The sequence below is a fragment of the Streptomyces sp. WAC00040 genome, assembly GCF_056835925.1.
Window position 1 is genome coordinate 1,303,970 of record NZ_JAKQZE010000002.1, and the last position, 14,241, is coordinate 1,318,210.

General features: G+C 66.8%; 10 protein-coding genes and 7 pseudogenes. 9 read left to right on the forward strand and 8 right to left on the reverse strand.

Going from position 1 to position 14,241, the window contains the following annotated elements; genetic code table 11:
- The first annotated feature begins 152 nt into the window (after positions 1-152).
- The 3 genes and pseudogenes from MDN94_RS25430 to MDN94_RS25440 form a co-directional block, all read left to right on the forward strand.
- Positions 153-842, forward strand: coding sequence for a phosphotransferase (locus MDN94_RS25430; RefSeq protein ID WP_482728169.1), 690 nt, complete (start codon positions 153-155; stop codon positions 840-842).
- Positions 839-1,787 (forward strand): annotated as a pseudogene (locus MDN94_RS25435) (transposase); the annotation flags it as partial. The gene MDN94_RS25430 and the pseudogene MDN94_RS25435, both read left to right, overlap by 4 nt.
- 46 nt (positions 1,788-1,833) lie before the next feature.
- Positions 1,834-1,972, forward strand: a pseudogene (locus tag MDN94_RS25440) (HAD family phosphatase); the annotation flags it as partial.
- Between the two features lie 330 nt (positions 1,973-2,302).
- On the opposite strand, the gene MDN94_RS25445 reads toward MDN94_RS25440, so the two are convergent.
- The 3 genes and pseudogenes from MDN94_RS25445 to MDN94_RS25455 form a co-directional block, all read right to left on the reverse strand.
- The gene (locus tag MDN94_RS25445) at positions 2,303-3,448 is read right to left on the reverse strand and encodes a mechanosensitive ion channel family protein (protein ID WP_482728170.1); all 1,146 of its coding nucleotides are present in this window, start codon (positions 3,446-3,448) and stop codon (positions 2,303-2,305) included.
- Between the two features lie 526 nt (positions 3,449-3,974).
- The gene (gene glpK / locus MDN94_RS25450) at positions 3,975-5,489 is read right to left on the reverse strand and encodes a glycerol kinase GlpK (RefSeq protein WP_482728171.1); all 1,515 of its coding nucleotides are present in this window, start codon (positions 5,487-5,489) and stop codon (positions 3,975-3,977) included.
- 41 nt (positions 5,490-5,530) lie between these two features.
- Positions 5,531-6,297, reverse strand: a pseudogene (locus MDN94_RS25455) (IclR family transcriptional regulator).
- Between the two features lie 140 nt (positions 6,298-6,437).
- On the opposite strand from MDN94_RS25455, the gene MDN94_RS25460 reads away from it, so the two are divergent.
- The 4 genes and pseudogenes from MDN94_RS25460 to MDN94_RS25475 form a co-directional block, all read left to right on the forward strand.
- A complete protein-coding gene (locus MDN94_RS25460; RefSeq protein ID WP_482728172.1) occupies positions 6,438-6,866 on the forward strand; it encodes an ATP-binding protein in 429 nt (142 codons plus the stop codon).
- A 285-nt stretch (positions 6,867-7,151) separates the two neighbouring features.
- The gene (locus tag MDN94_RS25465; protein ID WP_482728173.1) at positions 7,152-7,331 is read left to right on the forward strand and encodes a hypothetical protein; all 180 of its coding nucleotides are present in this window, start codon (positions 7,152-7,154) and stop codon (positions 7,329-7,331) included.
- A 305-nt stretch (positions 7,332-7,636) separates the two neighbouring features.
- Positions 7,637-7,976 (forward strand): annotated as a pseudogene (locus MDN94_RS25470) (helix-turn-helix domain-containing protein); the annotation flags it as partial.
- A gap of 3 nt (positions 7,977-7,979) precedes the next feature.
- Positions 7,980-8,087, forward strand: a pseudogene (locus tag MDN94_RS25475) (IS5/IS1182 family transposase); the annotation flags it as partial.
- 48 nt (positions 8,088-8,135) lie between these two features.
- On the opposite strand, the gene MDN94_RS25480 reads toward MDN94_RS25475, so the two are convergent.
- Both MDN94_RS25480 and MDN94_RS25485 read right to left on the reverse strand, forming a co-directional pair.
- Complete coding sequence (locus MDN94_RS25480) at positions 8,136-9,209, reverse strand: DUF8094 domain-containing protein (protein ID WP_482728174.1); 1,074 nt, start codon at positions 9,207-9,209, stop codon at positions 8,136-8,138.
- A 514-nt stretch (positions 9,210-9,723) separates the two neighbouring features.
- A pseudogene (locus tag MDN94_RS25485) lies at positions 9,724-9,840 on the reverse strand (transposase); the annotation flags it as partial.
- A gap of 730 nt (positions 9,841-10,570) precedes the next feature.
- Between MDN94_RS25485 and MDN94_RS25490 the strand changes: the two are divergent.
- Together MDN94_RS25490 and MDN94_RS25495 are read left to right on the forward strand one after the other, a co-directional pair.
- Complete coding sequence (locus tag MDN94_RS25490; protein WP_482728175.1) at positions 10,571-10,927, forward strand: hypothetical protein; 357 nt, start codon at positions 10,571-10,573, stop codon at positions 10,925-10,927.
- Between the two features lie 1,139 nt (positions 10,928-12,066).
- Positions 12,067-12,336 carry a DUF1905 domain-containing protein gene (locus MDN94_RS25495; RefSeq protein ID WP_482728176.1) on the forward strand — a complete coding sequence of 90 codons (270 nt, stop codon included), beginning with the start codon at positions 12,067-12,069 and terminating at the stop codon, positions 12,334-12,336.
- A gap of 614 nt (positions 12,337-12,950) precedes the next feature.
- Here the strand turns inward: MDN94_RS25495 and MDN94_RS25500 are convergent.
- The 3 genes and pseudogenes from MDN94_RS25500 to MDN94_RS25510 form a co-directional block, all read right to left on the reverse strand.
- Positions 12,951-13,547, reverse strand: coding sequence for a hypothetical protein (locus tag MDN94_RS25500; RefSeq protein ID WP_482728177.1), 597 nt, complete (start codon positions 13,545-13,547; stop codon positions 12,951-12,953).
- 25 nt (positions 13,548-13,572) lie between these two features.
- A pseudogene (locus tag MDN94_RS25505) lies at positions 13,573-13,805 on the reverse strand (ATP-binding protein); the annotation flags it as partial.
- Positions 13,806-13,876: 71 nt separating this feature from the next.
- A partial coding sequence (locus MDN94_RS25510; RefSeq protein ID WP_482728178.1) for an acyl-CoA dehydrogenase occupies positions 13,877-14,241 on the reverse strand: 365 nt, incomplete at its 5' end.

The following is a 14,241-nucleotide window of genomic DNA, read 5'->3' on the forward strand; positions in this document are numbered from 1 at the left end:
AGGGGCGTAAGGGATGCCCCCGCCTGCCCGGGTACGGCGTGTGCGGCTCAGCCGCCCACGCTGACCCGGAGTTCCTGGCTGTGATCCAGTGATGAATCAGGAAACGTTCGCCGTGTTGGCGAGGGCCGGGCAGTCAAGAGAAACTGCACCGCATGGAGTTGATCGCGCAAGGCCGGGACGCTGACGTGTATGCGCTGGATGAGTCCAGGGTGTTGCGGCGATACCGGCACCGGGGGCCCACCGGCCTGGAATCACGCTTGATGACGCATCTTGCGGCATGTGGGTATCCGGTGCCGCGGGTGTACGAGATCTCCGGCACCGACATGATTCTTGAGCGGCTGGCCGGGCCGACGATGTTGGATGTGCTGACCCGGCGCCCGTGGCGGGTGGGTTCCCTCGGCCGGGAGCTGGGCCGACTGCACGATCGGTTGCATGCGCTGCCGGCACCGGAGTGGCTGCCCAAGCGGTTCAGCACGTCAGATGATGACCGGGTGCTGCATCTGGACCTCCATCCAGGCAACGTCATCCTGACCCGGCGGGGCCCGGTAGTGATCGACTGGTGCAATGCGGGTGCTGGTGATCCGGCTGCCGATGTGGCGATGACCATGGTGACCGTGGGCAGTGCGGACGTGCCGGGACTCGCCGCCCGCCTCGGGCGGGGGCTGTTGCTGCGCGGTATACGCAGCGGCTGCCGGACCGACCCGGCGGAACGGATTCAGGATGCGGTAAGGGTGAAGCTGGACGACCCGAATCTCACGCCTTCGGAGGCGGCGTGGTTGCGGAGGCATGTCGGCGTCGGCGAGGGACCTGGTGGAGGCTGGACGGATCGGTCAGGCTGCTGATCTGGGCGGAGCGGGTGCGGGTACGCGAGATTGACGATGACGCAGACAGCCGGCTGCTGCGGATCATCCGCCGGGCACCGGGCCAGTGGTGACCTGGCGGCTGGCCCAGATGTCCTGCTGTCCGCCCAGGGCATGCCGGTGGCGAGAATCGCCGAAGTGACGGTTCACCAGCGCCGATCGGGTCCGGGAAGTCATCCACAAGCTCAACACCGACGGCTTCGACTCCCTGGATCCGAAGTACTCCGGCCGCCGGCCCAGGACCTTCACCCTGCCCGAGCAGCGCGAGATCAAGAAGATCGCGAAGTCCCGAGCCGATCGAGCACGACCTGACCTTTTCGACGTGGAGCCTGACCAAGCCGGCGGACTTCCTGATCGCCGAGGGGGCGTTCGACGACATCAGCCAGGAGGGCTTGCGCATTCTGCTCCGCGAGGAAGGCGTCTCCTTCAACCCCTGAAGACCTTCAAGACCTCCCACGACCCCGACTACGCGGCCAAGAAGACCCGCGTCGAACACCTCTACGCGATTAAGGGCGGTGAGGTCATACCCGAGGACGACGAACCCGAACTTCATCTACTCCATGGCCGAGTTCGGACTCCTCAGTCTGATGCCCTACCCGGGACGGCAGTGGACCGAACGCGGAGGCAAGCACAAAGCCCCCGACCGTGAACCGCGCCGACGGCGGCGGGCGACCTACAACCGTTGCGGCGGAGTGCGGCACCTGGACGGCGGCGAACAACGTCGCGATCGCCTACACCCCGACCAACAGCTCCTGGCTCAACCGCCTTGAGGCCCGGTTCACCGCCTTGTGCTACTTCACCCTCGACGGCACCGACCACGCCGGCCACAAAGAACAAGGCAGCATGATCCGCTGCTGCATCATCTGGCGAAACAGCCGTGCCGACGACCGGCGCCTACGCGCCGTCGTCGACAGGGCGAACGTTGCCCTTCGCGGCACCAGCAACGGTCGAACGCTGTGCTATTCATGGGCAGGTGACGGTTTCCGAGACGTCCAGCAGGCCCTTCGACGCGGTGCTGTGCGACCTCGACAAACGTGATCCGCTTCTACGACATGGCTCCACTGGCCGAGTTGGAACGCGCCGTGGGACTGGCCGAGGGCACCACCATCGATCGGCGGCCTCCCCCAGCGCGGCGAGGACATCGTCGCTCACCCGCATTCCCGGCGTCGCGCCCCTGGGCGAACCTCTGGTAGACCGCTGACCAGGCTCACGACTCCGACGGCTTCTCCCGCCACTGGCTGCCCGCGCGGACCACCAGTCACCCTCTCGAGCTGCTCCCGCAGGTACTTCGGGTAGGCCCCATAGCGACCTTTCAGAAGGAATGGCTCGACCAACTTCCGCTCGTCATGGCTGAGTTCACGTCGCGCCAACAAGCGTTCCACCAATCCGGACAGCGCTCTCGGCATGGAACCCGACAACATTGATCACGACCCGAACAGGCCCTAGGGTGCTTGACCCGCCAACGGGACAGCGTCTTCGTCTCCCGGCCCGGCGGCCGGCCGGAGAGGCTGTGGGGCGATCTCCGTGGCCGCGTCCCGCTGATGCGGAATGGTGAAAACCGAGCCGTGTTGGAGCGCGACCGTCCGCGCGGGCGCCGGAATGCGGATGCCTTCCACCAGGTACCGCTTGTGCAGACGCTTGATGAACTCGTGCTTGATCCGGTACTGGTCGCTGAACTCACCGACCCCCAGGATGACGGTCATGCCGATGCGGGAGTCGCCGAAGGTATGGAAACGCACGGCGGGCTCGTGCTCGGGGACGGCACCGGTGATCTCGGTCATCACCTCCACGACGACCTCATTGGTCACCCGCTCGACGTGGTCCAAGTCGCTGTCGTAGCCGACGCCCACCTGTACGAGCAGGGTCATCTGCTGCTCGGGGCGGTTGTAGTTGGTCATGTTCGAGCCGGCGAGCCGGCCGTTGGGGATGATGACCAGATTGTTGGAGAGCTCACGGATCGTCGTCTGGCGCCAGTTGATGTCGACGACGTATCCCTCTTCGCCGCTGCTCAGCTTGATGTAGTCGCCTTGCTGAACCGTCTTCGAGGCGAGGATGTGGATGCCCGCGAAGAGGTTGGCGAGAGTGTCCTGGAGGGCCAAGGCGACCGCGAGACCGCCCACGCCCAGGGCGGTGAGGAGTGGGGCTATCGAGATGCCGAGGGTCTGCAGCACCACCAGGCAGCCGATGGCGAGGACAACGACGCGCGTGATGTTGACGAAGATGGTGGCCGATCCGGCGACCCCGGGGCGGGACTGCGTGACCGTACGCAGCAGGCCGGTGATCACTCGGGCCGCCGTGATCGTCGTGACGAGGATGAGCAGCACGGTCACGGACTGGTTGACGTGCCGCTGGACCGTCGTGGTCAGCGGCAGCACCGCAGCCGCAGCCGCCGCGCCCCCAGCTATCGCCGCCCACGGCACCAGCGCGCGCATCGCATGGACGATGACGTCGTCCCCGCTCCAGCGCGTCCTCGTCGCGTGCTTGCCCAACCACAGCAGCAGCATGCGGAGAAGGAGCGCAACCAACAGGCCTGCGGCCAAGGCGACCCCGGCCACGATCACGTCGCCGAGGGTGAGGTCCCGGTTCATCGCTCGCCTCCCGAAGGACGGGGCAGTCTGTCCACCGGGGGGATTTGATTGTTCGTCACTTGTACCTGCTCGAATCCAGGATGCATTGAGCCCGCCGGACGTGCGTACGACATCGGGCGTTGACAGCTCATCCTGCCGCATACGCCTGGCCACTCGTCACCGGGTCGGTGCAGACCGGCCGCTCTGCCGCAGGATGGCCGGCTGCGACGCTCGGGAAGTCCCGCTTGGTCGCCGTCGAACGCAGGCCGCCGTGGCACCGTGCGGAGAACGCCCGGTAGCGCGGCTGCCGCCCGAACTCGGCGGCCGTTCAACAGGTCTCTGCATCGGACTCCACCAATGCCGGTGTCGGGACCGCTGGGAGCCGTCCGGATGGGTTACGCGGCTGATCCGACGGTCGAGGCGATCTGCCGGCCTTCCGTCAGTCCGATGCTGTGTCCGGCGCGCGTACAGACACGAGGCGGTCCGAATGCCCTTCGGGTCGATCTCACCAGGACGGCGGGTCGTTCGAAGGCCGGCCCCCGGGGTGTCATGACCGCCCAGGCGGCTGGATCCACCCCAGGGACCGCTCCACCGCTCGTTGCCAGCAGTCGTATTCGCGCTCCCGCCGTTCGGCATCCATGGCAGGCAGCCATTGGGCGGCCCGGTGCCAGTTGTGGCGCAGGACTTCCATGTCCGACCAGTAGCCGACTGCGAGACCGGCGGCGTACGCAGCACCGAGCGACACGGTCTCGGCCACCAGGGGCCGTACCACGGGAACGTCGAGCACGTCGGCGAGGAACTGCATGAGCAGGTTGTCGGAGGTCATGCCGCCGTCCACCTTGAGCTGCTGCAGGGCGAGCGCGGAATCGGCGTTCATGGCGTCGACGACCTCCCGTGTCTGCCAGCCGGTGGCTTCCAGGACGGCTCGAGCCAAGTGGCCCTTCGTGATGTACGAGGTGAGGCCGACGATGACGCCGCGGGCGTCACTTCTCCAATGGGGTGCGAACAGACCGGAGAAAGCGGGGACGATGTAGCAGCCGCCGTTGTCCTCGACGGTGCGTGCCAGGGTCTCGATCTCAGGTGCACTGTTGATCAGACCCAGTCGGTCGCGGAACCACTGGACCAGCGAGCCGGTGACGGCGATCGGTCCCTCCAGGGCATAGACCGCGGGCTGCTTCGCGATCTTGTATGCGACGGTGGTGAGGAGCCCGTGCCGGGATCGGACGACGTCGGAGCCGGTGTTCATGAGCAGGAAACTGCCGGTCCCATAGGTGCACTTCGCCTCGCCGGGCGAGAAACAGGTCTGCCCGAACAAGGCCGCCTGTTGATCGCCGAGGGCGGCCGTGATCGGGATCCCCGGGAGCACGGAGCGGGCCTCGCCGTAGCACTCGGCGGAAGGACGGATCTCCGGCAGCATCTGGCGCGGGACTCCGAAGAACTCCATGAGCTCGCCGTCCCAGGTCAGCGTGCGCATGTCGATGAGCATGGTGCGGCTTGCGTTGGTGGCGTCGGTGATGTGCAGGCCGCCGTCCCTTCCACCGGTGAGGTTCCAGATCAGCCAGCTCTCCATCGTGCCGAACAGCACCTCGCCGTCCCGGGCACGCTGCTCCAGCCCGTCGATGTGATCGAACAACCAGCGGATCCGGGGCGCGGAGAAGTAGGTCGAGGGAGGCAGGCAGCAGCGTTCCAGGAAGAACTCGTCCCCGTGCCGGTTTCTCAGATCGTCGACAAGCGGAGCGGTGCGGGTGTCCTGCCAGACGATCGCCTTCCCCAGTGGCACACCCGTCCGCCGGTCCCAGAGCACCGTCGTCTCCCGCTGGTTGGCGATCCCGATGGCGGCGATCTGCCCGGCGTCCACGCCGGCGTGGGACAGTGCCTCCGGCACTACGCGCCGCAGGTTGCGCCAGATCTCCACGGCGTCGTGCTCGACCCATCCGGGCTGAGGAAAATACTGGCGGTGCTCTCGCTGGGCGACCGACACCAGCCCCCCGCGGTGGTCGAACAGGATGCATCGAGTGGAGGTGGTGCCCTGGTCGATGGACATCACATACCGTGCAACCATGATCGGGCCTGCCTTCCGATGTGTCGCGGAGCGGCGGGTGTCTACCAGCGCGCCGCGCCCAGTTCTCTGGAGATCGCCCGTGCGGCCTCCCTGAGCAAGGTGATCAGGGAGGGTCGGGGCCGGCCTCCCGTGTCACAGATCCGCTCGACCGGACCCGATACGCCGAGCGCGCCCACGACGAGGCCGCCGTGCCCCCGGATCGGCGTGGCGACTCCGGCGTCACCCATGCTCATTCCTGCACCTCGGAGCCCCAGCCGAGCTCTCGAATCTCGCCGAGGGCCCGGTTGAGATCCTCGGGGAGTACCAGAGTGTGCCGGGTGTAGGCCTCCAGTCCGGCCTTCAGCAGCGGCTCGAGGGGCGCGGCCCCGAAGGCCAGCAGGACCTTGCCGAGCGAGGAGGCGTGAGGCGGCAGCAGTGCACCCACGTCCAGGGTCTGGAGAGTGTCGTCGGGCCGGAAGACGTGGTGGACGATGAGCACCTTCCCCTCCAGGGGCGTGCCCAGGCGGACGGCCTCCCCGCTGCGGGCCGCCAGGGCGTCGGCCCAGTTCAGGGAGCGTGACCGCAACTCGTTGACGTCGAGGTAGCTGGTACCGAGATGGAGCAGCGCCGCTCCGAGCTGGTACTTTCCGGTGGCCGCGTCCTGCTCCACGAAGTCCACATGCTGCAGAGTGCGCAGAATGCCATGAGCGGTGCCCTTGGCCAGTCCGAGCGATGACGCAACCTCGCCCAGTCCCAGCCTGCGGGGACCGGTGGCGAGCAGACGCAGAATCGCCGCTGCCCGTTCTATGGATTGGACCGGGCCGACCATAGAACGATCGTAGTCCGGTCTTCGGCCGAGAACCTCCGTTCGGCAATGCCGACCGTCGTTCATTGACCGACCCTCTCGACCTCCCTAGCGTTTCATTACCCCGGCCATCGGCCGGCAGCGCTCACGGAGGAGGACGGGCCATGACAGTGGCGCAGCTCGGCGCAGAGCTCCCTGACGACGTCACCTGCGTCTTTCCCCTGCCTCACGTCCCCGAGGCGGTCGCGGTGATGCGTCGGCGTCTGCGCGCGGTCCTCACCGACTGGCGCCTGTGCGCAGACGTCGCTGAGGACGTGGTCCTGCTGGCCTCGGAACTGCTCAGCAATGCGATTGCCCACGCCCTGCCTCCGGCGACGCTTCGGGTGTCTCAGGTCCTGGTGGACACTGTCCGAGCCGTACGCGTAGAGGTGACGGATGCGGGACCCGCGGCTCCGGCCGACGTGCCGGCTTCCGGGCTCGACCCGGACGAGCACGGCCGAGGCATCGGGATCGTCATGGCGCTGTCGGCCAGGCATGGCGTGCGGGAGTATGCCGACGGAACCACCTGGTGGGCGGACGTGGCCGTGAGATGAGATGACGAAGGCGCGACAGGCTCTGCCGCAGACGCAGGGGCGCCGCCGCTGAAACAGTCGGCACTCCGGGGCCGGGTGCAGTCTGGGTTGAAGATTCAGGTGCGGGACCTTCACGGAACCCGGCAACCACAACACGAGCAGGCCCGCCGCCCCTGGGGGCGCGCGGCCGGTGGCAGACCGACCCGCTCCCGGGGCGTCCGTCGGGCGTCCGGTCGCGGGTGCCGTCGATCTGCGGTGCTGGCCGAGGGCTTTGCATAATTATGTGCCCTATGTCATAGTTTTGCCATGGATTGGCCTCTGTTCGACGTGCATGACCCGATGACCACTGGAGCCCACCCCCACGCTCCTGTCCCCTTGGTGAACATCGCCCTGGCTCGCGACTGCGACGAGTGCCGCGGCTGGGGGAGCGTGGTGAAGAACGGCCGCTACGAGCTCTGTCATGCCTGCCAGCGTGTGGATGCCTGACTGCAGGCTTCCGGTCCGATGGCACATGCCGCGCCCGCACGAGTCCAGGTAGGGCGCCGGCTCCGCTCATCAGGCTCCGACGCCCGGTCAGTGCGGTGTCGGAGGTCCGTTGGCGCGATGCCGCCTGGTGTGACGTACCACCAGTGCGCCGAGCGCGGTCAGTTCGGCAACGCAGTCCGTCGCTGGCACGCGCCGCCGACGGCCTCACGATGCCTTCGCCGGGAAAGCCGCTGCCCAAGAGGTCGGACGTGCCCCACCAGGCCCCTGTGCCAGGAGTGGGGGTGGAGACGTTCACCGGGTTGCGGATGCGGCAGTTCGAGCGGCTGCTGAAGGTCGTCCGTGAACGCGGCGGGAACGGACCCGGTGGGGGTCGGCCCTGGTGTCTGCCCTCGCCGACCGGGTGCTGCTGGTGGCCGTCTGACCGGACGAACTCCCTATGCGGCAGCTCGCGCCGCTGTTCGGCTGCTCGCCCGCGACGGTGCGCCGCGTCATCCGGCGACTGCGGCCGCTACTCGCAACGGGGCCCGCCAACCGCCTTGCTGATGCGGTCGAACGGTTGTGGATCGTGGAGGGGACGCTCCGGTCCGCGACCGTACGACCGGAGCCTCCTCACGCAACTACCGTTTCTCGGCAACGTGCAGGATGGCCTGGCTCGCCGGCCGCCGCCGACTCCACCGCCGCTACGAGCGCAAGGCCGACCACTTCCTCTCCTTCACCAATATCGCCCGTACCCTCATCTACTACCGCAGGCTCACGAGATCGGATGCTGGTGGCGGTGATGAGGAAAGGTGCCACGGGTCCGCCTCAGTCCCCGTTGTATTCGGTCCCGTCGAACTCGTAGGGCCAGGTGCTCTGGGCTGCGATGCTGATCTCCGTGCCTTCTGCGGGTACCTTCAGCACGGTCATCTTCATCATGCGCTGGGTGAACTTGTTCCATCGGATACCAGTGGTGCCGTCCCAGCCGCTCGTCGTGAACTTGAGCCACCGCCCAGCGCCCATGTCGGTAACGACCGTGTTCACGCCGACGCACGCAACCAGCGCCCCGCCGTCCTTCGTCCGCCAGGCAGGCCCGACCGGTGCGCGTTGCCCCTCTACCTGAACGTCCACGGACTCGGCGTTGCCCAACTGCTTACGAAGAGGCTTCGTGTCCCCATGCGTTGCACGGTACTTGTCGATCTGGGACGACCACTGAAGGTTCTTGCCTGTGTCCTTGCGCGTGACATGGTCGAGGAACGCCCCGCAGACCTTGCCAGGCTGTATGGCCAGGTCTGCATAGGGCTCGACTGTCTGCACTGCTCCGGACCTGTCGGCGGCCACCTGCGGAAGATCTGTCTTCGCCGGAGCACCCGCCGTGAAGGCGATCCGCCACGGATCGCCATCGCCGCCCCTGTGGTACAGGCTCCAGCGCATATCCACCTCGTTCTTGAACTCGCCCCCGATGTTGTGGCTGGAGACCTGCTGGGCTCCTAAGATCCAGTCGCCGGAACTCCCACCTGGCTTGGCGACCCAGGCGTGCACTGCCGGATCGATGTCCGGACGGTTCGTCGGCTCTTGACTCGCATCGTCCTTGCCGCGCTTCTTGATGTTGTCGATCGCGGCGAGGGTCCGGTCCAGCCATGGACCTTCATGGACTTTGCGCCAGTAGGCCGGGCTGAGACTGTCGCTGTCGTCCTTTGCGTCCAGGTCCTTCAGGACCCTGCGTGCCTCGGCGGTCGACACCGGTGGCTTCGCTTTCGCGGATGGGGTGCTGTTCGCGTTCTTCCCGTCGTCTGATCCGGCGTCGCATGCGACGGCCCCGAGCAGCAGGGTCGCTATGACCAGTGCAGAACGCTTCATCCCAAACCCCAGCCAGCCGTGAGCAGGTACCTCCTTGATCATGTCGCAGAAGCCAAGCCCCCTGTGAGCGGTTTCCGAAAGTCAACCCACGTCTCTCGACAGACGGGACCCCACCCGGCGAGTCGCCTCCGGCGATACGACCCACGGCGGCTGCGCCGACATGCTGCAACACCAACCCACCAACGGCGATGGTGACGGGAGCCTGGCATCCGACGGTGCATCGCACCGGAGTGGTCCTGGGCCGGACGACGGGCCGGTGCACCCGCAGACGAGCCATGAACGCGGTGAAGGCGGGCGTGTCACCTGCCTGGCCAGCTGCGAGGACGAGAACGAGCGGGGGCAGCGGCTGTCGGCAGCAAGGTGGATCTTGGTGGTCAGGCCGCCACGGGACCGTCCCTGGGCATGGTCGTCCTGCTCGCTGGCCGGAGCCCTCTTTGACGTGCCCCGGCGTCGTGCTGGTGAGCCCGGACGATCGTGGAGCCGACCGCGACGACCGAGCCAAGGTCGCCTTCGGCGTCGGCCTGGGCGAGGAGAGCGGTGAAGCCCTTTTCCAGGTGCCGTCGGTAGCCCACTTCGGTAGCCGGTTGTGAACGCCTTTCCAGGAGCCGAAGTGCTCGGGGCGGCCCGTCCAGGGCGTGCAGGTGCGGTACTTGAACACGATCGCGTCAATCACCGGCGGTGATCACGCCACCGGCCGCCCCGCTTCGGCGTCCGGTCCGGCAACAGGGGCTCGATCCTGGCCCACTGGGCATCACTCAACGACAACGGTTGGACGACCGGATGGAAGTGCTTTGTCTCTTGCGAGACAGCAACTGTGGGCGATCACGAGAAGTTCGCCGTCTCCGTCGCCGACCAGTGTGGGCCGTATATCGTTCCCCGACATGAAGATCGTGATCTGGTCCTTCCTTGCCCTGCTCCTCATCGTCGGCGCCATTGGCGGATTGCTGACCGTCGCACATGGACACGACGCCCCAAGTACCATCCGTGGCTTGGTCGTCAGTGCCCTGTTCTCGTGGGGGGCTTGGGGCAGTTGGAAGAGGGCATCTCGCCCCCGGACCCCAAGCATTGCCCGTGTCATAGAACCGCATCGGAGACCTTGGCGGCGACGATGACCCTGCTGCTTGACTCCTGCCCACCTTGACGGCCACCTGGTACCACGCCCGGTCCACCGGCCTCATCGCCAGCCTCCCGGCAGCATCTGGCGCCCCGCGTCACGGGTGCCCCCGGCTCGCCGGCATCGCGCCGTGGCTGGCCGCCGACGCTGATCCGACCGTCAGCGCTTGATCGAGCTGCGGGGGCCTGCTCGCGCCGCATACTCGGATGCGTAAGCGCGCCGCTGGCCACCTGCCAGCAATCACAGATCGACCTCTGGCTGACCTCCGAAGACCACCAAGGCCCCTACAGTGCACGCCCGTTCGTCACCTGGGCAGTCGCAGCAAGTTCGCCTTCGACATCAGCATCCCCGCCCGCCCCGGCGCGTCTTCCACCGCCCGCTGGACGCCGACGCACGCTGGAGCATCGCCCGCCGGCTCCTGAACGACGACTCGATCGAGAGCAAGGACCGCGTCGCCGGACTGATGGTCCTGCTCTACAGCCAGACACCCGCCCGAACCTGCCGTCTGACCACCGCACACGTCATCCACGACGGCAAGGGCGTCGCCCTTCAGCTTCGCGAGATCCCGTTGAGGCTGCCGCCGCCCCTGGACACCCTGGTCCTGCGACTCGTCAGCATCGCCAAACGGCCACCAGCACTCAGGTGAACGGGTCGCGATCTGCCGTGGCCGATCCGGGCCGGGGAGGTTTCCTGGCGCGGGTGGCCCCGTGGCCTCTTGATGGATGCTGCCTTGCGCGGCCGAAGGCCAGGAACCGGTGTGCGATATCAGCGGGTTGGGTAGGGTGTGCGGTCGTGACGTTGTATGAGCGCTGGTCCTGGTCGCCTCGTTCGGTGCCCTTCTGGTGAGCGTTGTCGCTTTCGGGGCGGTGCTGTGGCAACTCGTGATGTTGTCGCGCGCCACGACACTCGACCATTGATCGACGGAGCAAGCAGGCGACGGTGGAGTACCTTATCGCCACGATGGACAGGCGCAACTGCGCGACGACGGCATTCCCGACGAGTGGGACCCCACGGCCGTCTCCGCGTTGATCGGCCGTATGGCGCGGGTGACCAGACTGCGACGCGGCTCGTCTACGCCTACTTGACGATCTACAACCATCTCGGCCCCGAATTGGCCGCAGCATCGGATTCAGCGCTTGGCTGTCGTGGGTGTTGGCCGCGGAGAGCCTGATGCGTAGGGGCAGTGCGTCCGCGTCGGACAGGACATGCATCCGGGAACCGGGCTCACCCGGTCCACGAGGCTCGGGCCTGCGAGTTCGCCGCCCTTTCTTGGCGGGGAGGGCCGGGGTCGGGGACCGCGCGGGAGGGTCGACCAGGTGGTGAAGGGCACGTCGGTGCGGCGGCGGCAGTGCAGCGATGAGTTTCCTCGCTAGCCTCCGTCTTACCTGTGAAAGCCAGGAAGCGGAGGTAGGAGATGAGCAAGACCGCCTGCGTCACATGGGTGGCCATGGTCGGGATTCGCGTTCCCGATCACCAGAAGGCGACCGAGTTCTACGTCGGTGAGTTCGGCTCCGAGGTACCCCGGGACATGCCTTTCGGTGACGGGCGCTGGATCGGGGTGACACCGTTTGGGACGACGGCCACTGTCCAGCCCCGAGATGAGTCCTGGCCGGCATCCGTCTTACGCCCCGGAGGCCGACGCCGACCACGGACCTGTGTGCACGCCGCGTCGATGCGGATGCGGAAGTCGTGCAGATTGGGGCCCGCAGTGCCGCTCATGTTCGCTGCGTGCCCGGACGGCAACAAGCTCCTCAATCGGAAGCTCCTGAACAGGCGGTATCCATAGTGGACAAGCAATTCACCGCGACCCTTCAGAAGAGCCCGAACAAGGGCGGCTGGACCTACGTCGTGTGGCCCGAGTCGGCCGAGTTCTTCGGCACCCGCGGACTGGTCAAGGTCCGGGGCACGATCGACGGTCATCCGTTCCAAAGTTCGTTCATGGCCCTGGGAGACGGCAGGCACAAGCTGCCTGTGAAGGCGGACGTGCGCAAGGCGATCGGCAAGGAGGAAGGGGACACCGTGACCATCCGCCTGGAGGAGAGGGTGGACGCCTGATTCCGGAGCGATTACCCCCTCGTAGTCCGGCGCGCCACCTGGAACGATCTCCCATCGGTGCGTTCTGACACCGCGTGCCGCGGACCGGCAGGACTCGGCAGCAGGCAGCGCGCCCACGGCTGCTGCGGCACCCCAGGTCGATGGCCTCGCAGTCCTCCGCGCGCAACTGAGCCCACGCGGCTGCGACATCACGCAGCCTTGAGTGCCCAGCGTCCGCGAGTGCAGCGGACAGGCGGGTCGACATCGCGAAGACGACGCACCCGTCATTGTCCTGGCCAGCGACGATGCGAGGCTCACCGGCTTCGACGAGTTCCTCGAAACTGCCGCCGGCCAGAAGGCATTCCCACTCGACCACAGCCTCTTCGGGATCGAGGTTTCCGAAGGAGAGCGACTCGAATGTTCGTCCCGGCCCGGTCCGGAGGGCTGGACCCGCCGACGTGTCGTCCGGCGCCACGGAGAACTTCACGATGATGCTCGCCCGGGCATCATGCGCGACAGCCCACAACCATGATCGGCCGGACAAGTCCTTACTGATCGTTGTCGGCGTACTTCTATGAGTGCTCCACCAAGTGCAGAGGTATGTGCACCAGTAAGGGCCCTGCGATCAGTCGACGTCATCCCGCGGGCATGGCGGTGGCAGGGCGGTGAACCTCCAGGATGACTGCGGTGCCGGCCACGGATCGGTCCTCGTGCATGGTGATCAGCTGGCCGGGCTGAACGTGCTTCCACTGCGAGGGGGTGAGGGGCACGAGGCGAACCGTGGCTCGCCCGCCGGGCTCCAGAGAAGGCATGTCCTCGACCCAGAGCCGGGCGATGTTGACCGCCCGTTCACCAGCGGGTGAGAGGTGTCCGATGTCCCACATGGGCCGCAGAACACCGTGGCCAGCGATTGGCGTCGTGCGTCGCGCCTCGGTGGCAGGGCGGAGCGTCAGGTCCGCCCGGATCACGCCGTTGCGGATCTCGGAGCACCGCCAGTGGCACCAGGCCGAGCTCCGCTCAAGGCGGAGCTGTTCAGCCGCGTCGGCGAGTTTTTCCCAGAATGCGAGAGGAAGCGGATGGCCGTCCCCGAGCTCCTCCAGCAGGCCCAGGGCGATCTCCCACTCGTCGTGGACGAGGTAGTCCCAGATGTCTCGCACCGTGATGTCGTTCTCGGTGGCGGTCTCTTCCGGAACCAGCAGGGAAGCCGATTCGAGCAGCTCAGGGACGTCCATGCGCTCATTGTCGACCACGTCGTTGTCAGGCTGCGTTGTCCTGGTCTGGCTCGATAGCAGCGAGCCGGTTCTTGAGCCGTAGCTGGGGCCGTTGATGGAGATCACGTCGCAGGGGTGCAGGAGGCGGTCGAGGATGGCGGTGGCCAGGACCTCGTCACCGAACACCTGTCCCCATTCGCTGAAGGTCTTGTTCGAGGTCGGGATGATTGAGCCCTTTTCGTAGCGCTTTGAGATCACCTGGAAGACCAGGTCAGCAGACACTCGACGGATCCTGCCGACACCATGCCCAACTGCCATACGCCACAACGAACTTCATTGTGTGTCGACGTTTAGTGGGTGGGGGGTGGGGTGGGGGTGTGTTGGTGGGGGTGGTTGAGGGCGTGGGTGAGGGTGGTGAGGTGGGGGTGGAGGGTGTGGTGGAGGTGGTTGATGGTGGTGTGGATTTGGTTGTGGTGGTGGGGGGTGAGGTGGTGGTGGGTGATGAGGTCGGCGGTGTGGGGGGTGAGTTGGTTGAGGAGGTAGAGGTTGGTGAGGTTTTTGAGGTGGGTGTGGGTGGTGGGGTGGGTGGTGTGGTTGAGGGGGGTGAGGAGGGCGTTGGTGGTGTGGAGGGTGGTGTGGAGGTGGGTCATGGTGAGGGCGGGTTGGGTGGCGTTGTTCCAGCGGGTGCGGGGGGTGTGGGGGGTGGTGGGGGGGT